Origin of the sequence: Breznakia pachnodae (assembly GCF_030814225.1) — a bacterium.
Lineage (GTDB): Bacteria > Bacillota_I > Bacilli_A > Erysipelotrichales > Erysipelotrichaceae > Breznakia > Breznakia pachnodae.
Map to the genome: position 1 here is coordinate 407,282 of NZ_JAUSUR010000002.1, position 23,101 is coordinate 430,382.

Here is a 23,101-nt window from a genome sequence, read left to right on the forward strand (position 1 = left end):
TTTAAATGAAAAGAATTAATAGACTATCAATTCTTATGTTAGTTGGGTTATTAATAAGCATAGGAATCTTATTTCATTATTATGAAGGGATTTTTAGTTATCAAGGTATATCAGAAATACTGTTTGCACCAATGTATGAAGGTAATAAAATTGAAATTTTTATATGGATGGGTACTTTTGCATTAAGTTCTATTAATATTTATACCATTTATAAAACTCTTGCTTTGAAAAAAAATAAGAATTCAAACAGGTACCTCATGATTCTTATTTTTCTAGTAATTCAATGCTTACTGGAATTATCAGTGTATTATATTATATTTTTCTTAAATGTTGATATTCTCAAAAGTGAATGGAGTATTTTTGCATGGTACAATATGTACGATAGTTTTCACTTAGCATTTTATATATTATTGGTATCAATTTTATCAAGATTATTACTAATTATTTTATGCTTTAAAATTAAGGATGAAGAAATAAAGCAAACAAATAGTGATTATTTAGTTCATAGTATAATATTTCTTCTAGCCTATGGTGGAATTATCGTTTCTCTGTCATTTTTACAAACAAGTATCATAAAAAAAGAAATCACACTTAATATAGATTTAAATGTAGATTTTGTTTTTTCAGGACAGAATGGATATGGAACAGTAGATGTAACAAATAAAGAAACTAGATATTCTCCTTATCAATATCTACATTCGAGTGATTTTGAATTATGGAATGATAAAATGAGTATTGAAGATATTATGGTGTATCGATATAAAGATGTTGCACAAGTAGAAGTGATTGACAAAAATAATGGAAAGTTATCAAATGGTGACGAGGGTAGTATTCAATGGGCAAAAGAAAAAAATATAACATTATCAAAAGAATTAAATATCAATGCTATATCTGAACCAGTAACTTTTAAAGTATCAGGGCTATCAACAACAGTTTTTAATTTGGAGAGTCTTACAAATGAACAGCAGCAAACCTTAGAAGAAAAGATAGAAGAGTATGAATCAGGAACAGAATTCAAAGAAAAACTAATTAATCAAAAAGTTGAACAAGACAAAGAGTATGAGTTTGAAAGTGTTAGAAAAATTGCTGTTATTAGTAAAACTAATCCTCTCGATGAAGAAACTGATATAGAAAATATTGTAAGCTTGAATCGTGATATGAATTACAATGATTATTACGGAAGAAAAGAAGGAGATATAGAAAACTACTATATTTACGAAGTAATATATAATTTACCTACAAACGATGAAAAGAAATATTATTATTTAGCATGTAATATTAAAGTTATATGCGAAAATATTGATGAGGAATACTCTTTTGATAATATAGAGTTATTTATTTATAAACAAAAAGTATCAACATATCAATTGATTATTGAGGAAATAGTGAAAGAATTTCAGGAATATCACGAAAATGAAAAACTTGTATTTTTAAAATCGAAAGAGACAATAACATATGAAGATAATGGAATTTTTCCAGGGAATTGGGATAGTAATCAGATTAAATTTAATGATATTATTATAGAGTTTCCAGTGAAAGTCTCTGATTTTAAAGCAACAGGATATGACATTGGCATAGGTGATGAACACAGCATTGCGCCATATGAAATCACAAACGACTATATCTTAGAAAAAGGAGAATTTAATAAGATTCAGGTAGTTCTTCAGAATACATCAGATAAAAATCAGTATCCAAATGATTGTAATATTTCTTCTATATATTTAGAGAGTTTTTATTTGGAAGATGAAATTATTTATTTTCCAGGAGGATTTACACTGAATTCATCTGCATCGAATATGAGATCAGCTTATGGTGAGCCTAAAAAAGTAAAAATAATTAATGGAATAGTTTATTTCACTTATGAAAGTGATAATGCAGAATTAACATTATCTTACTCAGGGGGAAAACTAAATTCTTATCTGCTAGAGATAAAGGAAAATGAATAAATTTATAAGAATTGTTTATATTTCAGAGTTAACTCATTTGTTAACGAATAATTTGGAGGGAATATGAAAAAGAAAAAAGGGATTCAAATATCTTTGATAATAAGTTTGCTTGCGGGAATCTGGCTTGCTTATATCTTATTTAATGGAATTTTTAAGTATGGTGAACTTTCAAATCTTTTTGGTGAGCCATTTTATTATGCAAATCATCATATAACAGATTATGTACTTCTTTTACTAATAATGAGTAGTATAACTGTTTATTTTGTTTATCAAACCTATATAACCAGAGATGAAAAAGGTAATATAAAATACCTCAAGATGTTAATAATAAGTATTATTCAGTCGGTTTTAGAATTCTCAGTATATTTTATTTTGTTTTTTTTAGAAAATGATGTTCTTAGTACAAGTTATCAAGTTTTTGCCTGGTACAATGCTTATGATTTTATAAAAATAGCTTATTATTTATTTTGCTTTAGTTTTCTCTTAAAAATAATCATTATTATTAAGAGTATGAAAATGGAAGAACCACATAATTATTTGGATGATGAAAAGTTAAAATATAGAAGCAAAAGTATTATAGTGGGATATGGATTGTTATTAGTTATATTGTATATTTTCCCCTCATTTGCGATAAAAAGAGAAATTATATTAAATATACCTTTTGAAGAACAAATGCGTTTTGTAGGTTATAATGGTGAGGGAAATATGATATTTGATGATGATAATGGTTTCTTTTCTTTCAATGAGTATTATGTATGGGAGGAAACGAAAGATATGAATGAAGTACTAAAAAGTTGTTATGCTTCATCAGGAGATGCAGAAATAATAAGTAATAATAATGGTAAATTGAAGAACGGTGATAAAGTAGATATTCGATGGAAAGAAAAAACAGAAAATACTGAATCGGAACTTAATATTAAAATTAATAGTGAAATATCAACATATACCGTAGAAGGACTCCCTGAAAAAGTATTATTTGAAGATCTAACTGATAGCCAAAGAGATGCTGTTGAAGCAATATTAGGTGAGTATATTAATAGTGAAGAATGGGATAATGACATGATGTCTAAACTTGATGTAGATCATGAAAATTATGAAATAGAATCTGTAGATAAACTAATGATTGTAGATAGTGAATATCTATATGATAATTCACTGCCAAATGACAATATATTGAATAAATTATATGCAAACAATTCTTCTGAGGAATTTAATTATAGTAAAGGTGATATTGATGAAGTACTTGTATATGAAATAGTATTAAAACATCCTACGAATGACAATAAAGTATATTACTATGTTGGATGTAATTTGAGTAAATTATCTGGAACTATAGTGAATGAGCAATCATTAAATGATATTAGTATGAAAACAACACTTCTAACATATTCATCAACTCAAATGAATTATGATTCTATAGTAGCTAATGAAAGTAATAATATAATTAAAATAAAAACAATTTATACTTATGATATTGATACAGATAAGTTTCCTGCAACATGGGATAGCAGGCAAATTATGATTAATGGTGAAGTTATAGCTATGCCTGCTAATATTTCTAACTTTAATGATATGGGATATGATTTTAATTCTTCTGATAAGGAAAAAAGACTGAAGTCAAAAGATAGTGTATTTTCAATAGAACTTAATAATGATGATAATGAGGTAATTACTGCAACGCTTTATAATGCATCTGATAGTGAAGCAGATATAAGAGACTGTACGTTTCTATCACTAATTGTAGATGAAAATAGTGGTGAAGTATATCTTCCTGGTGGCTTTCGGATAGGTTCTTCTATACGTGATATAAGAATGCTATATGGTACTCCTTATGATGTAATCGTTGATGATTCAAAAGAAAAACTAGTATATAGTAGTGATTGGGGAATGATAGATATTGACTTTAATAATGGTAAACTAGAGCAATATAAAATAGTGATAAACTTTGAAAATGCGAAATTATCAAATGATAATAAAGATGAATAAAAAGTAAGGAAATCTATGATTATTTAAGGAATGATTTTCTGTAATACTATGCTAGATTAAATTAATATGTTAAGAATTTGTAAATTTGTTTTACATTTGCTGAAAGTATGATAGAATAAACACATTGATAAGGGAGTAGTCGCACGAATATGTGTGATTTAGTCAACATCACGAAATGGAAATTTCTGGCTAAATTTTAAAGACAAGACTTATTAGAAGCTGATGCTTTTAATGAGTCTTTTTTTATTAAGAGTGTCATGAAGGAGGACTAGAGTTGAAGAAATTTGTAAATTTGAATTTGATGGAAGTACTGGAAGATGTACAATCTTCCAAAGAAGGGATCACAGATGAAGAGGCGCAGGTTCGATTAGAACGTGACGGTAAAAACAAATTAGAAAGTGAAAAACCACCAGGAGCACTGAAAATATTTATATCACAATTTTCAGATTTATTGGTTATTGTACTTCTAATTGCTAGTGTGATTTCAATGTTTGTTGGTGAACTGGAAAGTTCAATTGTAATTCTTGTTGTAGTTACAATTAATTCTATCTTAGGTACGGTACAAACATTAAAAGCACAAAAGTCTCTGGATAGTTTAAAGAAATTATCTACACCATATACCAGAGTGCTGCGTAATGGTGTTGTAAAAGAAATAAAGTCAGATGAACTTGTTGTTGGAGATGTATGTCTGGTTGAAGCAGGTGATGTCATTAGTGCAGATGGAAGAGTCATTGATTCTTTCTCATTACAGGTGAATGAATCATCACTGACTGGTGAAGCAGAAAGCGTTGAAAAGCATAATCAACAAATTCTAGAAGAGAATTGTCCAATTGGTGACCAGAAGAATATGGTCTTCTCAAGTAGTCTTGTAACTTATGGTAGAGGTAAAATAGTTATTACTAGTACTGGAATGGATACAGAGATTGGGCGAATTGCTACGCTGATGAATCAGACACAGGAGAAACGTACTCCATTACAACGTAATCTTGATGATTTCTCTAAGAAGTTATCATTTGCGATTATCGCAATTTGTATTGGTGTATTTGGATTAAGCATGCTTCGTGGCGAAACATTGATTGATGCATTTATGTTTGCGGTTGCGCTTGCAGTAGCAGCAATACCAGAAGCACTTGCTTCCATTGTAACAATCGTATTATCAATCAGTACACAGAAGATGGTAAAAGAACATGCCATTATGAAAAACATCAACGCAGTAGAAACATTGGGATGTGTTTCAATTATCTGTAGTGATAAAACAGGAACATTAACGCAAAATAAAATGAGTGTGGAAAGTGTATACATCAATGGTGAATTAGTTCACCATGATGCAATTGATCCACAAAATCAAGATTTGCGTTTGTTATCATTGATTGGAACCTTGTGTAGTGATGCAACAATTTCAGGTGATCAAAGAATTGGAGATCCAACGGAACTTGCATTGATTGATTTCGCTCGTACCTTTGGGATGAACGAAACAGAAACAAGAGAACAGTTCTATCGAGTGAAAGAGTTGCCATTTGATTCGGTTCGTAAATTAATGACGACACTTAATAATGTTCATGGAAAGAAGATTATGTATGTAAAAGGAGCCCCTGATGAACTTCTGAAAGTATGTACAAAATATTATTTCCAGGGTAAAGAGGAATTACTAAGTGATGAAGTAATTTCTGATATAGGAAGGCAAAACGAAGAGTTTGCGAAAAAGGGTGAACGGGTTCTGGCATTTGCATACCGTGAGTTTGATGAAGATGAACTTACAATGGAAGATGAAAGTGATTTGGTATTCACAGGACTTGTTTCGATGATTGATCCTCCAAGAGAGGAAAGTGCACAAGCGGTTGCTGACTGTTATACTGCAGGTATTAAACCAATTATGATTACTGGTGACCACAAAGTAACTGCACAGGCAATTGCAACAAGAATTGGTATCTTTAAGGAAGGCGATATCAGTTTGGAAGGTAGAGAATTAGAAGTCATGAACGACGAAGAGTTGCATGAAAAAATTGAGAAAATCAGTGTTTATGCAAGAGTTGCTCCAGAGCACAAGATAAGAATTGTTGAAGCATGGCAAAGCAGAGGTCACAATGTTGCGATGACTGGAGATGGAGTAAATGATGCTCCGGCATTAAAACAGGCTGACATTGGTATCGCAATGGGTATCACAGGAACGGAAGTTAGTAAGGATGCAGCAAGTATGATTCTTACGGATGATAACTTCTCGACAATCGTGAAGGCAGTAGTTACAGGACGTAATGTATATGCAAACATACGTAATGCAATCGCATATCTGTTATCAGGTAACTTCTCAGGAATCTTAAGTGTTCTATATTGTACACTTCTTGCATTACCACTTCCCTTCTATCCTGTACATTTATTGTTTATTAACTTAGTTACTGATAGTCTTCCAGCAATTGCAATTGGAATGGAAAATCCAAATAAATATTTACTATATGAAAAGCCAAGAGCAAAGAATGCTTCTATCTTAGATAAAGCAACAATTAAGCAAATTGGATATGAAGGATTAGTAATCGCAATTGCTACAATGGCTGGATTCTACATAGGGCTAGAAACATCAAATGCAATGGGTACAACATTTGCATTCGCAGTATTATGTTTGTCTAGATTGTTCCATGGATTTAACTGTAGAAGCAGCAAACCAATTTATAAAGTTGGATTGTTTACAAATATGTACAGTATTTATGCATTCTTAGTTGGATATCTATTATTGAATGGGATCTTATTCTTTACGCCACTTCATAGTGTGTTCGCAGTAGCAGCAGTAAGTGGAATGGATATTCTAATCATTAATGGTTTAGCATTAATACCATCTATTATTATTCAAATTACAAAAGCTATTATGAATAAATAGGTTATATGACGAGGAAGTTTTATCAAAAAGTGATAGAACTTCTTTTTTTGAGACTTTTGACAAAAACTGACAGTATATATTATAGAAGTTATAGACAAAAAATTTTAGGTAAATTTAAAGAGTTTTGTTATAATGAAAAAGATTAACAATGGCTACAAGTTAACGGAGGGGAATATGATTTTTAATAGTATAGATAATGAGTATTATGAAAATAAAATAAATGAAGACGAGAAAACAAAAAAGAAATTACAGAAATTTATAATGAAAGGTTTACTAGTTACAACTGGATGTATTTTGTTTGCAATCATCGGAATTTCTAATTCAGAACCAGGAACATTAATTACTATAATTTCTGGAATTGCTGTATTTCCAGGAATATCTGCATTTTTTATAACCTTTTTCACAACCATTCAATATTTAATATTTATAAATGAAATAAAAAAAGAAAAAAATAATTTAAATAATCCACCTATTTTAGAGATAAAAGAAGATGGGTCTTTTGTCTATCAATTATCAAGTGAGGATCATAAACAACATTTGGATCAAATCAAAGGATATAGAAAAATCAAAAAAAGAACAATTGGTGTTTATATGGAACACTCACTTATTGCAGTAGATGGAATATATCGAAATCAACCTAGAACAATAGAGATAAAAAGTGGATTTGAAGAAAAAGAAAAGATTATGGAAATTCTAAACATATATACAGAAATTGCAAATGCTGAGAAACCATTTATTAATACATTGAAAGAAGCATTGAGTGTATATAGTGAAAATATAGAATTAATGCTAAATGATATTAATGATATGGATTTCATTATGCCAGTAAAGTATAAACTAACAGGATTTGTACATACTGGTTATTATTTACCTTTAGAATATGGAGCATTAGAGGTTGAACTATTTACGAATGAAAATAATAAAAACTATGTTTGTATCTATACAACAAAAGAGGAGATGCAAAATAGCGAGAAACAATGTATGCGTACAACATATAGTGATATATTGAAGAAAATTATTGATAATACAAGCGATATATTTAAATCAAATCAAATTGATGGAATATTAATTAATAACTATACAGATCATATTAAAATAGATATCGTGAGATAAAGAGAGGGGAAAATTATGGCAGTTATCGGAATAGATTTAGGGACAACAAATAGTCTTGTTGTAGCATATCGTGATGGAAAGGAAGTAATGATTCCTAATGCAATGAATGAATATTTAACACCGAGTGTTGTAAGCTTGGATGACAACGGTGATTTAATAGTAGGCAGAATGGCAAAGGAGCGTTTGATCACACATCCACATCACACGGCAAGTTTATTTAAAAGAATGATGGGAACCAAAGCAAAAGTAAAACTAGGAAATAAACTGTTTTCACCAGAAGAATTATCTGCTATGGTTGTCAAACAATTAGTTGCAGACGCTGAAGCGTATTTAAATGAAAAGGTAGAGGAAATTGTAATCAGTGTTCCTGCATACTTTAACTCAAAGGAGAGAAGTGCTACCAAAAAAGTAGGAGATTTGTTAGGGATAAAAGTAGAACGGTTAATTAATGAACCTTCTGCTGCATCTGTTGCCTGTCACAGTAGTGATGATTTCGAAACTTTCATTGTATTTGACTTTGGTGGTGGAACATTAGATGTATCAGTAGTTGATTGTTTTGATAATGTAGTTGGTGTTTGTTCTATCGCTGGAGATAATCACTTAGGGGGAAGTGATTTTGATAAAGCGATTGCTTTAGATTTTTGTAAAGAACATGAAATTGATTTTAATAGCTTATCAATTTCAAAACAAGAAAGTATATTACGTTTAGCTGAAAAAACTAAAATAGAATTACAGGAACAATCAGAAGTTGAAATGACTGTAATAGTAAATGAACAGGAATATCGTTCTATTTATACAAATCAGCGTTTATTAGATAGTACAGAACCAATTTTTATTAAAATAAAAAAAATCATAGGAAAAGCAGTTCGTGAGAGTGGGTTCTCTGCAAGTGAATTAGATTCTCTTATCTTGGTAGGTGGATCAAGTTATATGCCAATAATTCAAAACTTTCTGAATGAGTTATTAAATGTTCCGGTTTCCTATACTGGAGAGGTGGATACATTGGTTGCAAGAGGATTAGGAAAGTATATTGGTATCAAGCAACGCGATGATAGTATAAAAGATTTGGTAGTTACTGATGTATGCCCATTTTCGTTATCGGTCAATACAATAAATAAAGTAGATTTGGGAAATGATTATGCAAGTGTTATTATTCCTAAAAATACAACCTTACCATGCAGTGAACAACGACCATATATAGTAACTAACTTGGGACAGGAAATAGTTAACATTGGTATTTATCAAGGTGAGTCAATTTACGCAAAAGAAAACATACTTCTTGGGAAAACAGAAATTATAATACCTAAAAACATGGAAGCACATGAAACGTTTAATATTACATTTTCTTACGATATTAATTCTATTTTGTTTGTAGAAGTACTGATTCATTCAAATTCACAGCAACATATTTTCAGTGTTGGCGATGGAGAGCACTTAGAATCTACAAGTGCCACTGAAACTTTGAAATCAATAAAAGAAATATCATTAAAAATTAATAAAGAACCAGAATGGGAATTATTACGCGAGCGAGTAAAAAGAATTGCAATTGAAATGGATGTTAATACGTCTGAAAGATTTAAAAGAGTCATTGAATCAATGGAAGAAGATATGAGAAGACATATAAACAGTATTCGAAAAAAAATAGAAACAATTCAAAAATACAATGATTTATTTGATCAATATGAAAAGGATATGGATATTGATAATCTAGATATTTTCCAAAAGGATAATGATCAGGAAGGCTGGTTATCTTAATGGCTTATTTGAACTATTGGGAAGTACTTGGTCTTGAACCAACAACAGATAAGGGAGAAATAAAGAAAGCATATGCAAAGCAAGCAAAAAAGTTTCACCCAGAAGATCATCCAGAACAGTTCAAGCAATTACAGGCAGCATATAAAAGTGCTTTGGCTTATGCGAAAAATCAACCTTCTTTAAATGCACAAAGACAGTTTCAAAAAGAATTAGATTCATTTCATCAAAATGAGCAAGTAGAGAGTAATATTATTAAGCAGCCAACTCCAACAGCTGATTCAAATACTGAGCAAAAAGAAAAAACTGTAAAAAGCGGAATTGATAATGTATCTGTAAATGTGAGTTTTGGTAAAAATAAAAATAAAGTTATGTCTGGTTTAGGGGACACAGCAATTACTCAGGAAGAGAAGAAAAAGAAAATAGTTATTGAGTCAACGGATGTAAAAAACAAGACAAAAAAAGAAAATGAACAACAGTATTTACTGAATAAAATAGAAAAGATTTTGAGTTTAAATTGTGATTTATATACATTGGATACCTTTTTATCGAATGAAAGAGTACTAACATTTCTTTCAGATTATCGTTTTAAGATAGAGGTTCAAAATCTAATAATCAAAAAAATAAATGATATGAAACCAAGTGCAATAAATTATCTTGTAAATATAAGTGAATTTCTTGGGTTATCAATCGTAAAAGAAGTAATAGAAAAACACAAAAAGAAACAAAAAGTACGAATGTTTGGAAGTATAGCATTGTTTATTATAATCGTAATTGGAATATCAAGTATTGGAACAATCCATAACAAAGCTCAAAAACAGGCAGAAGAAGAAAAGCAACAAGAAATCAGAGATGTGATAAATAAAGAATCACAAAAAAATACGCAAGAGAAAATAAGTAAGCAAAATCAAGAACAGGAAGATGAAGTAAGAGATACCATAAGAGAAATGTACAAACAATATCTTCATGGTGTACAAATTGTTAAAGAAGGTGATGGATATCTTATCTATGATGAGCAACAGCAATTGATTTCTTCAACAACATATACTGGTATTAACTATACAACATCAAGTTATTTAGTACTTATAGATAACGAAATGGTATATGTTTTAAATTGTGAAACAAAGACATTGTTGTCTGATGTATATAGAGCAAGCAATATTATTAAAGTGACAACGGAGACTGGCCCATATCAGTGTGCAGTTCTAACAACTCAAGATGGACGTTTTATTCTATTGGATCCAAGTGGAAATCAAATAGAAATTGATGCTTCTTTTGGTTGTGATGATACTTCTGAATTAATTCACTTAGAAAATGGAGTAATTACAAGTATAGAGTAAAGGATGGAGGTGTATGAAATGAAATTTGATCAACTTAATCAGAAATATTATGAAGATAATATTGAAGCTGAAAATAAGAAAATAAATGAAAGAAAGAGACGTTTTCTTATTAGCTTGATTGGGCCTGTGCTTATGTTTATTTCTTTAAATTTTTTAAAGGAAATAAAAGAGTTATCAATAACCTTATTTATAGGTGCCTTCATTTCATTGCTATTTTTTATTTTTTCAGTTGAAATCATCTTTTACAAATTAAAGATAAATAGTATTAAAAATCTTTTAAAAGACCCACCATATGTTGAAGTATTTGAAGATGGAAAAATAGTAATAGGAAATCATAATGGAGGAGGAAGAAAAAGCCTGAATAAAATTACGGACTTTCATATAGATAATATTCATAAACGAATACAAGTAGTCGATGCTACAACAGACTTTCCAAAGTGGTTAGATATTGATTTTGAATTAGAGATGAAAGGAAAACTATTACTAATACTGCAAATGTTTGAGCAAATGGAAAATACAAGAAGACAGCATTATATTAATACGTTTAAGGAAACACTTAAAAAGTATCAGAATGATACAACAAGATTATTAGAAGAACTTGATACAATGGATTTTATACTTCCTGTACAATGTTGTTTTGAAACTTCCCCTCCTCTTTTCCATTATTTTGATTTATCAATTGATGTTAAACTGGGATTTGAGATTAGAGAATATGATAATAAGAAATACATTGCGTTGTATTCTTCTTTAATGGAATTACCGCAAAACAGTGAGTTTCAAAAACAGTACCGGATGTCTTATTATGATATTTCTAAATGGATCAATAACCAAGAGTTATCATCCGGATTATTTAAAGAAGAAGATATCATTCAAGGTATCGTAATCAATCCTGATTATGAATGCGTAGTAATCAGTTTAAGATAGAAAGGAGGGACATATGAAGCAGTGTTGGAAAGTGCTGGGAATAGAACCTACAAACAATACAAGAGAAATTAAGCAGGCATATGCTCAACTTGTAAAACAGTATCATCCTGAAGATCAATCAGAAGCTTTTATCAAATTAAGTAATGCATATGAACAAGCGTTACTATATGCAAAAGGCCATCAAGCAACTGTAAAAATATTAGGGACACAAGAAGAAAGACAATCATATAATGAAGAAGAGACTTCACTTCAGAGAAGAAAACCAGTTCAAATAACAATTGGAAATATTGATGCAGTAAATGAAAATGAAAATATTCCAGAAGATAAAATGCAGGAGTATCTGATTAAACGAGTAAAAAAGATTTTAAAGAGCAGTGTTTCAAAACAAACTGTAAGTAATATCTTTTATGATAAAAAGATTCTTAGTTTATTCAATGATGAGGAGTTTAAAAGAAAAATAATAAAGACAGTAGTTTCCTACAGCAAGAAGATGGATAAACAGACATTACTGTTTTTAAAGAAAATGACTGAACTTCATGAATGTACAGAGTATGATAATCGAATTGATCGATACGTGGAGAAAAAGAAGTTTTATGAGGCACTTCCCGCGTTATTATGTCTAGGTGTTTTCTTACTATTTTTGCTTGTTTATCAAATAGCAAAAGAAGAGCCTACCCTATCACCTCAACAAGAAAAAGCACAGCAAGTAGCTTATGAAGAACGAAGAAATGAATCGATGAGTATGTCACTTAATCTAGAATTAAGTGAATATCAATCATATTTAAATGGTGTTAGTGTTACCTATGATAATGGGTATCATGTTGTTGATGAAGAAGGTACATCATTATTATCAATTACAATTTCTAATGTTTCTTTCACAAAAAGTGGCTTGATTTTACTTCATTGTGGCAATGGTGACTATTATCTTTATGATACTTTAAATCGAAATTTAAATTCAGAAGCTTATGCAGTGGGTAAAACGGTTCTGGTTGAAGAAGATGGTGTTCTTCATGAATCAGAAAAAGTATTAATTAAGAATCGTAGTGAACAATGGTATCTTTTAGATGAAAGAGGAAATCTATGGATAACTGCAGATACAGAGATAAGTAATGAATTATCTACTTGGGTTGAAAAAGTTATAATAAATGAAGGTAAAATTGTATCCATTGAAAAAGAATCAATTTAAGAAATGAACAGGATTAAAAAAATCTTGTTTATTTTCTGTTTTACCACTTAACTTGTGATAGAATAGTAGTAGAGATTTATTATATAGGTGACATAAATGGGGGTATAATACATACAGCTATTTTTTTTATTGATTAATGTACAGAAATGGAAGTTTTTAGTGTAGAATTAGAGGTAGAAAGAAGGGTAGCAATGGCAAGCAAAGAGAGAGTGGTCATTACTAGTAGATATACTGGTAAACCAGAGAAAGAAGAACTTATATATGAACTAATCCGTTCTATTCGTTTAAGCGAAGGGCAGATTTCAGTGATTGTTCAAAGTGACCTTTCTATTTCCATTGTTGCAAACAAGCATTTAAGCATTGAGGAAATCAATGAAATTATCTGTGTACAGTATCGACAGATACAAGAAGAAATAAGTAGAGTGCGTAAGAAGCATTTAAAATAGTGAGGTATATATGAAGTTAATTGTAGGACTGGGGAATCCTGGAAAACATTATGAAAAGACAAGACATAATGCAGGGTTTATGGTTATGGATAAGATTGCCAATAAACTTGGTGTAAGTATTGATCAGAATAAATTTAAAGGATTGTATACACAAACCTTTATCAAAGGTACAAAGACATTGTTATTGAAACCACAGACCTTTATGAATAATTCAGGAGAAAGTGTTCAGGCAATTGTTGATTATTTTGATATCGATATAGAAGATATATTAATTATTTATGATGACTTGGATCTTCCGGTTGGAAAACTGCGCTTGCGTGAAAAAGGAAGTGCTGGTGGACAAAATGGGGTGAAGAGTATTATTCGCTATATTGGAACTCAGGAGTTACGTCGAATCCGTGTAGGGATTGGCAAAGACCCACGTATTCCAACTGTGGATTATGTACTTGGAAAAGTAATTAAAGAAGATTTAGCCTCATTTGAGGAAGCAATTGATACTGCAGCTGATGCAGCAATTGAAAGCGTAAATACAGAATTTGATTTGGTGATGGCTAAGTTCAATAAAAAGTAGAGGTGTATATGGAACAACTTTTTAAGACATTAGCACACAATCCTGCATTTCAGGCATTTGATAAAAAGAGTAATGATTTAGGTAATGTCAGTCTGATTGAAGAGACATTGATGATTGCTGCTGCTTACTTTAAGAAGCCAAAATCAATGTTGATTGTGAAACATAATTTATATACAGCACAGAAACTTTATGAAGGGCTATCCCCCCTTATGAAGGACAAAGTGCTGCTTTTTAGCGTTGAAGAGAGCATGCGAATAGAAGCACTTACTGCTTCTAATGAAGTAGTTGCAAATAAAGTGGAGACGTTACATCGATTACTTCATGAAGAACATCTGATTGTGATTACTCATGTGAGTGCATACACTAGTTTTCTTCCTAATCCAGAAGTGTTTAGAGAACATTCAATCGATTTGCATGTAGATAAAGAAATTGGATTTGATGATGTAAAACAGTTATTGTTTGAGAGTGGATATGAGCGAGTTACTTATGTGGATCAACCATTGACCTTTGCCAGCCGTGGAGGGATTATTGATGTATTCTCGATGAACTATGACTTGCCAATTCGAATTGAATTCTTTGACAATATTGTGGAGAGCATTCGTTTCTTTGATATTGCCACCAAGAAGACTGTAAAAACAGTTGAGGAAATTACTCTGATTTGTGCGAGTGATATTCTATTTTCTAAAGATGAGTTAGATACCCTTGAAAAAGGTCTGCGTTCTCGATTTATTGGGAATGATGTTTTAGAAGAAGAGTTGGATCGACTATATGATCATCAAAAGTTATCGCACTTTAAAACATATTATAGTTTATTAGACCATACATATAGTATTAAGGATTATATGCGCTTTGATACAATTGCATTAAGCAGTTATGAAGAATGTCAGGAGTATCATAAAAAAGTAGTAACTGAAAATATTACATATATTCAGGAAATGTCAGCAGTCAACGAACTGTTACCAGTGTATACAGTTGCTTTTGAGTTTTATGCATATACGAAGGAAGATATGAAGATTCATACCTTTGTAAGTATGCGCAAACCAATTGTTTCAGGAATTGTAGAGTTACAGCCATTAGATATTCCTCTGGTTCGTAAACTTGAAAACATGCAGAAGATGACACAGGAGTATGAATTATATATTAGTGTCAGTGAACTGGAGAAAGAATTAATCAGAGATGTTGGCGAAGAGTTTACCAAGTACTTTAAAGACTTGCCACTGGCAGAAGGATTTATTGCGAATCAGGAAAAGATTGCTGTCTATACAAGTAAGGAACTGTTTGATACCGTTCACTACAAAGCGAAGTATCATAATAAATTTAAAGATGCTGAAGTACTGAATCATTATCAGGACTTAGAAAAAGGAGATTATATTGTTCATAAACTATATGGGGTTGGACAATATCTGGGAATCATTACCAGAGAAAAAGATGGAATTCATAAAGATTACTTGAAAGTAGTCTATAAAGGAAATGATGTTTTATTTGTTCCTTTGGAGCAGTTTCGATTGGTACGTAAGTTTGTATCCAAAGAAGGTGCAAGTCCAAAACTAAATAAATTAGGTACAAAGGATTGGGAGAAGACAAAAGCAAAAGTAACTGCAAATATAAAAGAACTTGCAGATCGATTAGTGAAGTTATATTCTTTGCGCGAAAAGAAAATAGGATTTGCATTTAAAAAAGATGACGATATGCAGAAAGCATTTGAAGAAGACTTTGATTATGAACTAACCAAAGACCAGGCAACTGCAATTGCGGAAATTAAGAAAGATATGGAAGAAGATGTTCCAATGGATCGTCTTTTATGTGGAGATGTTGGGTTTGGGAAAACCGAGGTTGCATTACGTGCTGCATTTAAAGCAGTTATGGATAACAAGCAGGTAGCATTCCTATGCCCTACGACAATTCTTAGTCTGCAGCATTTGAATACAGCAGTAAAACGATTTCGAAATTTTGCCGTGAATATTAAAGTGGTCAATCGCTTTGTATCACAAAAAGAAACAACTCAAATAAAGAAGGATTTAAAAGATGGAAAGATTGATATACTAATTGGTACCCATCGTCTTCTATCAAAAGATATTGTATTCAAAGATTTGGGATTGTTAGTGATTGATGAGGAACAGCGCTTTGGAGTTGAACATAAAGAAAAGATAAAAGAATTGAAGAACTCAATTGATGTATTATCACTAAGTGCTACACCAATTCCAAGAACACTACAGATGTCACTTGTTGGTATTCGAGCGCTTTCACAACTAACTACCCCACCCGTTAATCGAGTGAGTGTACAGACATATGTGGTGGAAAAGGATTTTCAATTAGTTAAAGAAATTATTCAAAGAGAATTATCACGTCATGGACAGGTATTCTACCTATATAATAAAGTAAAGAATATTTATGGAGTAGCGAACAAGTTATCCAAAGAACTAAAAGGGATTAACGTTGGTGTTGCTCATGGTCAGATGAGTAAAGAAGACTTAGAAGATGTAATGTTTAAGTTTACCAGCAAGGAATATGATGTTTTAGTATGTACAACGATTATTGAAACCGGAATTGATATACCAAATGCCAATACAATACTAGTAGAAGATGCCGATCGTTTTGGATTGAGTCAGCTTTACCAGATCAAAGGACGGGTTGGTAGAAGTGATCGACTTGCTTATGCATATCTGATGTATGCACCAAATAAACAGTTAAGTGAAATTGCAACCAAACGTTTAAAGTCAATGAAAGAGTTTGCTAAACTTGGGTCTGGTTATCAGATTGCACTACGTGACTTAACCATTCGTGGTGCTGGTGAAATGTTAGGTCCAAGGCAGGCTGGGTTTATTGATACTGTTGGTATTGATATGTATCTGGAAATGTTGAATGAAGCAATTATGGAAAGCAAAGGAATTGAAGTTCCTAAAGACGATGAAGAAATTGTACGTGCAAATGTGAAAGTAGATGCTTATATTCCCCGTCAATTTGAAGAAGAGGATTATGAAAAAATTACTTTGTACCAGCAGATTGATGAAGTTAAAACGAATAAACAACTACAGAAACTGTGGAAAGAAACCGAAGATTTATATGGAAGACTTCCAAAATCGGTCTTTATGTTATTTGAAAAGAAACGTTTAGATCTGTTAGTAAATGAACCGCATGTAGATAGTTTTAGAGAAACGGATAAGGATGTAAGAGTTGAATTCACTAAACAGTGGAGTGATTCGATTGATGGAGTGAAACTATTTGAAATGGCAACTACCATTTCAAAGGATATTAAGATAAAATATACAAATCAGAAGATTTCAGTTAGTTTAAGAAAAGTGAAAAACTATTTAGAAATAATTATTGAGTTTATTGCTCGAAGTCAGTCACTTTAGGAGGATATATGCGATTAGATAAATATTTAAAAGTAGCAAGAATATTAAAAAGAAGAAGTGTATCGAAAGAACTTGCAGACCAACAGCGAGTAATTGTGAATGGTCGCAAGGCAAAGCCAAGTACAGATGTAAATGTTGGTGATGAAATCACGATTCTTTTTGGAAACCGAGAATTAAGTGTTCGCGTATTGGACACGCCAAAACAAGTATCAAAAAATGATGCGACATTAATGTTTGAAGTAATCGATGAAAAATATATCGAAAAGGAGTAACTAAAAATGGAACAGGAAACAATCGGATTGGAATTATTAATTAAAGAAATTTTAGAAATTCCAAACAACACAAAAACGAAAGAAGAACTGGAAGGTATGCAATATATTGAACTATTGAATTATCGTGATAAATTATATAACTTAGATACATTTTCATTAAATTAAGAGTGTACGCTTGAGTTTTAAAAGTTTATAGTTTACTATGGAATAAAGCAAGGTGATAAAATGAATAAGAAGAAAAAAAGAAGTCCAGCTAGGTTTATTACCTTACTGGTAATGGTTCTGATTTCAGCCTACTGTATCATGGAAGTGGTAAAAGAAGTAAATACAAACCTGTCACTTCGTGCTGATATATCAGATGCGGAAGCAGAACGAACAAAGTTGGAAAAAGAAAAAGAACAACTAGAAAAAGAGAAATCTAATTTAAGTAACGAAGACTATGTCGTTCGTTATGCACGTGGTAAATATATGCTTACCGAAACAGATGATGAGCAAGTTTTTAGATTGCCAACAGAAGAAACGGAAGAGGAGCAGTAAAATACTATGTTTAATCGAATTGAAATGAAAGCAAAGGCCAGAGAGATACTTCATAAAAATATCTTTATGCTTGGTTCTATGGCTGCTATCCCTTTTATTATTGAATTATTAGGAAATCAGTTTGTACCTCAGATTCCTCAGGAGTACTACACTTCCCTTCCAAGTGATCTTGGTGTAGTGTATATTGCTCTGGCAAAGAATCTTGCAGGTTCACAGTTGCTTGGAGTAGCAAGCGCTGTAGCAACGTACTTCTTAGTAGTTATGTGTATGGAGTTAAGAAGAAATCCAGAGGCGGATTTCAACAGCATTTCTAAACAGATGAGTGTAAAAGGATTTATCAATTATGGAGTAAAAATGATGTTATTAAATATAATAACAGGGATTGGAATGATGTTCTTTGTCTTTCCAGGATTATATTTATCATATCGTTATTTCTTTGTTAGATACATTGCAATCGAACAACCAGAATTATCAATAAGAGAAACATTTGCATTATCAAAAGAATATTCAAAAGGAATCAAAGTAAGTCTATTTGTATTAGATCTATCATTTATCCTTTGGATCTTTGCACAGGTAATGTTATATAGTATACCAAGTTTATATGTTACACCTTACATCATTTTAACAATCATGTTTGTTTATTATGACCGTAAACGTGTATTTGAAAAAAATGAAACGTATCAGGAGAATGAATATAGTTCCCCAGATATGTAGAAAAATTATGATGAATCAAGAGGGCTAATGGTTTATTGTAAAGTAGTACATTGTCACAATTGAAGTGGAATTAAATAGTAAAGAAAGTTTTCAAATATATTTTTTATTATTTTTATAATATATTTGAAACTTTTTTTATGGCTATGGCGTATTATAGACAGACAGGGAAAATTCAAAGGAGAATAGAATGAAAAAGTATAAAGGATTATTATTATCATTTTTGTTAGGAGTAACATTGTTAAGTGGTTGCTCTACAAGCGATACGGCTACAAAAGAATCGGTTATGGAGGATGCAATCAAAGCATTTAATGAAGTCGAATCTTATAAGAGTGAAGTAACAAGTGAACAAGAAATCGAAATGAAAAGTGGAGATGAAAAACTTGTACTGACACGTGACTCGAAAGGGACGACACTATTAAGTCTGAAAGATAAGAAAGCTCTTTATGAAAGAGAACTGACAGTTGGATTAAGTGGGTATGATACAACTTCAGAAACAACGTCTTATGTTGATTTCAGTGGAAAGAAACCAACACAGGAAACAATAGCTGATAGTGAAGATGTGGATACGGAAATGGATGCACAGGAATATCTTCCTGAAAAAGAGATGAGTGATTTCTTTGAGGCAGTTAAAGAAAGTGAAGATGTTAAATTTGAAGAAAAAGAAGATTCTTATGTATTCACTGGTAATGTAAATGCAGCAAGTTATGATGCAATCGTAGGTTATAATCAATACTTTGTTGGATTTTATGAATATCCAAGTGATAAAGAATTAAAGGACGTTACGATTGAAATTGAATTGGTAATTGATAAGGAAAGTAAATTACCAACATCAGTTGAAGTTGAATACAAAGATTTCTCAGATTATCAATATGATATGGGAGATGACTCAGATTATGCATTATCATCAAAAACAGCAGCATTCACAATCGAATATTCTGATTATGATAAAGTTGATAGTGATGAAATTAAGTCTCCAGTAAGTGAAAACGATAAAAAAGATGGTTCAAAGGATGATGACTCAAAAGAAGATGAAAAAGATGATACTGAAGACAAGACTGAAGATAAGAAGGAAGATGAAACAGAAAAAGATAAAGTAGAAGCTCCTTCTACTGATAAGGATACAGAAGAAAAAGAGGAAGAAGTAAAAGAAGTAACTTCTAAAGAAAGCAAAGAAGCAACTGGTCCTTGGGATACTTACAGTTTCATTGCCAATGGAACAACTTATGCATTACCTCTTGAAGTTTCTAAGATCAGTGAATTTGGATTTGTAATTGGTATTGATGCTGATATGGCAGCACTTGAAGGTGATGGATATCGTTCTACTATGTTGTTCAATAGTGACACAATGGAATCTGCTATGGTAATTATTCATAATCCATCAGAAGAAACTAAACCAATAGAAGAATGTCAGATTGTAAGCATTGAAGTATCATTAAGTAGCATGGATAGTAAACATACATTCTCTCTTCCTGGAGAAATTGGATTAAACACAACAGAAGAAAAATTGAATGAAGTATATAGTGAATATACATCATTCTCATATTCAAAACCAATTGGTATGTATCGTTATGGAAATGAGTATGGTACGTTTGTGAAGGTACATGTAAGAAGAGATAAAAATATTGTATATAAGTTTAAAGTTAGCTCTTCAGGGTTATCAAATTAGGAGGGAATGGAAAATATGAATAAGAAAAGTAAAAGTGTAGTAGCATTACTGGCTTTAGCAGTTGTATTAAGTGGCTGTGGAGGGTCAGGAAGTGATAAAGCACAAATAACAAACGAAGAGTTTACAACTGAATTAAAGGGTAAATATGAAGGGGAAGAAACGTATAGTTATGAAGAATCACTAAGTGGCTTAGAACGTGATCATTCATTTGAATTTAAGTTTGGATTTGATCCGAATGAAAATTACCAAAGTTTAGGTCAGTTATTTCAAGTTTATATGGATGCAGATTTAAAATATCCAGTAAGTATTTCGTATGATTATGACAAAGAAAAACAAGAGTTAATAATTCAACCACCAAAAACAGGAGTTCTACAGCTTCCAGATGAAAAACGTGGTGGAAAATTATATGATTTAGGAAATAACAAAGACTGGGGAAATGCGCAGCAGTATTACCTAGTACAATATGTAGATTTAGACACAGGTGAGGAATTGGAAAAACCTCTAGTTACTGTATTTGATACAAAACATGAAGTAAGTGCTGCACCAAATCTTAAATTTCAAGTAAATGAAGATGGATTAGGTGAATTAAGTTGGGATGAAATTGAGGGAGCAAGTGAGTACTCAGTAGTAAAAGTTCAATATTATAAAAAAGAAGCTGGATACTCAACAAGTGGTGAATCAATTGAGGTTCTTGCAACAACTGAAGATTCAAGTTGGAGCAATAAAGGTGGGAACTCAAATTCATTGGATAACGATAATAAAGCATTTAGAATATCTGTAGAAAAGACAGAAGACACATTATATTCAGAATACAAAAATGATGATAATATGTCAGTAGAAGATTTTACGAATAATGCAAATATTATTGAAGGTAGTTCAACTTTTGAATATGATATTTATTATGCAGTAATTGCCACTAATGATGATGGAACTTCATCTGTAAGTAATCTAGTTGATGCTCGTTATGTTGCTCAACAAACGCCTTATGAATTAGCATATTATCTAAATAAAGGTGGATTAGATAAAGAAAAATATTTACATGTAGAAGAAGATCCAAACCTATTGCCTTCTCATGCTTGGGTAACAATGTGTGATGGACAAGCAGTTCAAAAGCTAATTAACTATGATATTAGTGATATTAAATTGGATTCAAGCACATTTATTGTTACTGACGAAGATGAAAAAGGAACAGAAGTAACTAAAAATGAAGAATTAGATTATATTTCAATTCCTTTTAAAATTGAAGGAACTTCAGTAGAGGGATTTGTTGAAGTAGTTAACTATGACGAAAAAACATATGAACAAGATTTAAAAGACCTTAAAGCACGTCAGGATGATTTAAGAGATCAAGCTGGATCAATTGATAAAGATGTTGATTTAAATGAAGAAGTTGAAGATGATGGTGATGCAGCAACTGAAGTATCAACTGAAGGATTCAATGTATATGCAAATAGTGCATTGTCTGAATATCTTGCAATCAATATGTTAAATGGAAATACTAAAATTAGCTTAGATGACTTTAATGAAGCATCAAGTCAGGAATATCTGTTGGATGCATGGTATGAAGCGATTTATCAAAACCCATTGGTATTAGGAGTACAAAGTATTCGTATGGATGGTAATAATAATGTAATTATTACGTATGATGAAGATGCTGATACAAAAGCGGACAAACAAGCAGAAATTCAAACAAAAGTAAAAGAAGTTGTTGCAGAGATTATTACTGATGATATGACTGATATCGAAAAAGAAGAAGCAATCAATGATTACTTATGTGCAAATGCTGAGTACGATATGGATGCATTGGATAATGCGGAAAAGAATGATTTCAAAACTGTAGATGAAGAATTTAATGATTCATTTACAGCGTATGGAATTCTAATCAACAACAAAGGTGTATGTGCTGGTTATGCAGCGGCATTTAAATTATTAGCAGATGAAGCAGGATTAGAATCTATTGTTGTTACTGGTAACCTTGATGGTTCTCTGCCTCATGCATGGAACCGTGTAAAGATTGATGGACAATGGTTATCAATTGATACAACAAACAATGACAATGAATTTATTAGTAATTCACTATTTAACTTACCAGACAGTATTTCTTCTAAAGTACTTGTTGAAGATAAGTTATATGTAATGGATTCAGTATTAAATGAATTTACAGCTAGTGAAGAAAACAATGAATACTACCGTTACCACAGCAAATACTTTGACACATCTTCAATTACAGATGAGTTATTGTCTGGAATTAATGCAGATGGTAAAGTAGTGCTACGTACAGAGTATAGTATTAGTGAAGAAGACTTCGCTGAAATCGCTGGAAATGTACAAGAGAAATCTGGAAAAAGTTTACGAGGAACGTATTACTTAGGTGTTATTTACTTAGAAGTAGCAAATTAATTAACTGATAATATTCCTGGTTC

General features: G+C 31.2%; 17 protein-coding genes. All 17 read left to right on the top strand.

The window, feature by feature from the left end; genetic code table 11:
- Positions 1-5 precede the first annotated feature (5 nt).
- The 17 genes from J2S15_RS07845 (at position 6) to J2S15_RS07925 (ending at position 23,078) form a co-directional block, all read left to right on the top strand.
- On the top strand, positions 6-1,946 hold the full coding sequence (locus tag J2S15_RS07845) for a hypothetical protein (RefSeq protein WP_307407056.1): 1,941 nt from the start codon (positions 6-8) through the stop codon (positions 1,944-1,946).
- Between the two features lie 63 nt (positions 1,947-2,009).
- Positions 2,010-3,932 carry a hypothetical protein gene (locus J2S15_RS07850; RefSeq protein WP_307407058.1) on the top strand — a complete coding sequence of 641 codons (1,923 nt, stop codon included), beginning with the start codon at positions 2,010-2,012 and terminating at the stop codon, positions 3,930-3,932.
- A gap of 301 nt (positions 3,933-4,233) precedes the next feature.
- Positions 4,234-6,801 (top strand): cation-translocating P-type ATPase, encoded by a 2,568-nt coding sequence (locus tag J2S15_RS07855; protein WP_307407291.1) that lies wholly within the window; start codon positions 4,234-4,236, stop codon positions 6,799-6,801.
- Between the two features lie 174 nt (positions 6,802-6,975).
- Positions 6,976-7,914, top strand: coding sequence for an SseB family protein (locus J2S15_RS07860; RefSeq protein ID WP_307407060.1), 939 nt, complete (start codon positions 6,976-6,978; stop codon positions 7,912-7,914).
- A 15-nt stretch (positions 7,915-7,929) separates the two neighbouring features.
- Complete coding sequence (locus J2S15_RS07865) at positions 7,930-9,669, top strand: Hsp70 family protein (protein ID WP_307407061.1); 1,740 nt, start codon at positions 7,930-7,932, stop codon at positions 9,667-9,669.
- Positions 9,669-11,006, top strand: coding sequence for a DnaJ domain-containing protein (locus tag J2S15_RS07870; RefSeq protein WP_307407063.1), 1,338 nt, complete (start codon positions 9,669-9,671; stop codon positions 11,004-11,006). The genes J2S15_RS07865 and J2S15_RS07870 overlap by 1 nt, the downstream gene beginning before the upstream one ends.
- Positions 11,007-11,024: 18 nt before the next feature.
- Entirely contained in the window at positions 11,025-11,930 is a 906-nt protein-coding gene (locus J2S15_RS07875; RefSeq protein WP_307407064.1) for a hypothetical protein, read from the top strand.
- Positions 11,931-11,943: 13 nt separating this feature from the next.
- Positions 11,944-13,116, top strand: coding sequence for a J domain-containing protein (locus tag J2S15_RS07880; protein ID WP_307407066.1), 1,173 nt, complete (start codon positions 11,944-11,946; stop codon positions 13,114-13,116).
- A 191-nt stretch (positions 13,117-13,307) separates the two neighbouring features.
- Positions 13,308-13,562, top strand: a complete 255-nt coding sequence (locus J2S15_RS07885; RefSeq protein WP_307407068.1) for a hypothetical protein — start codon at positions 13,308-13,310, stop codon at positions 13,560-13,562.
- Between the two features lie 10 nt (positions 13,563-13,572).
- The gene (gene pth / locus J2S15_RS07890; RefSeq protein ID WP_307407070.1) at positions 13,573-14,133 is read left to right on the top strand and encodes an aminoacyl-tRNA hydrolase; all 561 of its coding nucleotides are present in this window, start codon (positions 13,573-13,575) and stop codon (positions 14,131-14,133) included.
- Between the two features lie 8 nt (positions 14,134-14,141).
- Positions 14,142-17,489 (top strand): transcription-repair coupling factor, encoded by a 3,348-nt coding sequence (mfd, locus tag J2S15_RS07895; protein ID WP_307407072.1) that lies wholly within the window; start codon positions 14,142-14,144, stop codon positions 17,487-17,489.
- A gap of 8 nt (positions 17,490-17,497) precedes the next feature.
- Entirely contained in the window at positions 17,498-17,761 is a 264-nt protein-coding gene (locus tag J2S15_RS07900; protein WP_307407074.1) for an RNA-binding S4 domain-containing protein, read from the top strand.
- A gap of 6 nt (positions 17,762-17,767) precedes the next feature.
- The gene (locus J2S15_RS07905; protein WP_307407076.1) at positions 17,768-17,926 is read left to right on the top strand and encodes a hypothetical protein; all 159 of its coding nucleotides are present in this window, start codon (positions 17,768-17,770) and stop codon (positions 17,924-17,926) included.
- Between the two features lie 60 nt (positions 17,927-17,986).
- Positions 17,987-18,298 carry a septum formation initiator family protein gene (locus tag J2S15_RS07910; RefSeq protein ID WP_307407077.1) on the top strand — a complete coding sequence of 104 codons (312 nt, stop codon included), beginning with the start codon at positions 17,987-17,989 and terminating at the stop codon, positions 18,296-18,298.
- 6 nt (positions 18,299-18,304) lie between these two features.
- Positions 18,305-19,012 (top strand): DUF975 family protein, encoded by a 708-nt coding sequence (locus J2S15_RS07915; RefSeq protein WP_307407079.1) that lies wholly within the window; start codon positions 18,305-18,307, stop codon positions 19,010-19,012.
- A gap of 187 nt (positions 19,013-19,199) precedes the next feature.
- Positions 19,200-20,678, top strand: coding sequence for a hypothetical protein (locus J2S15_RS07920; protein ID WP_307407081.1), 1,479 nt, complete (start codon positions 19,200-19,202; stop codon positions 20,676-20,678).
- Between the two features lie 15 nt (positions 20,679-20,693).
- Positions 20,694-23,078 (top strand): transglutaminase domain-containing protein, encoded by a 2,385-nt coding sequence (locus J2S15_RS07925; protein ID WP_307407083.1) that lies wholly within the window; start codon positions 20,694-20,696, stop codon positions 23,076-23,078.
- The last annotated feature ends 23 nt before the right edge of the window (positions 23,079-23,101 follow it).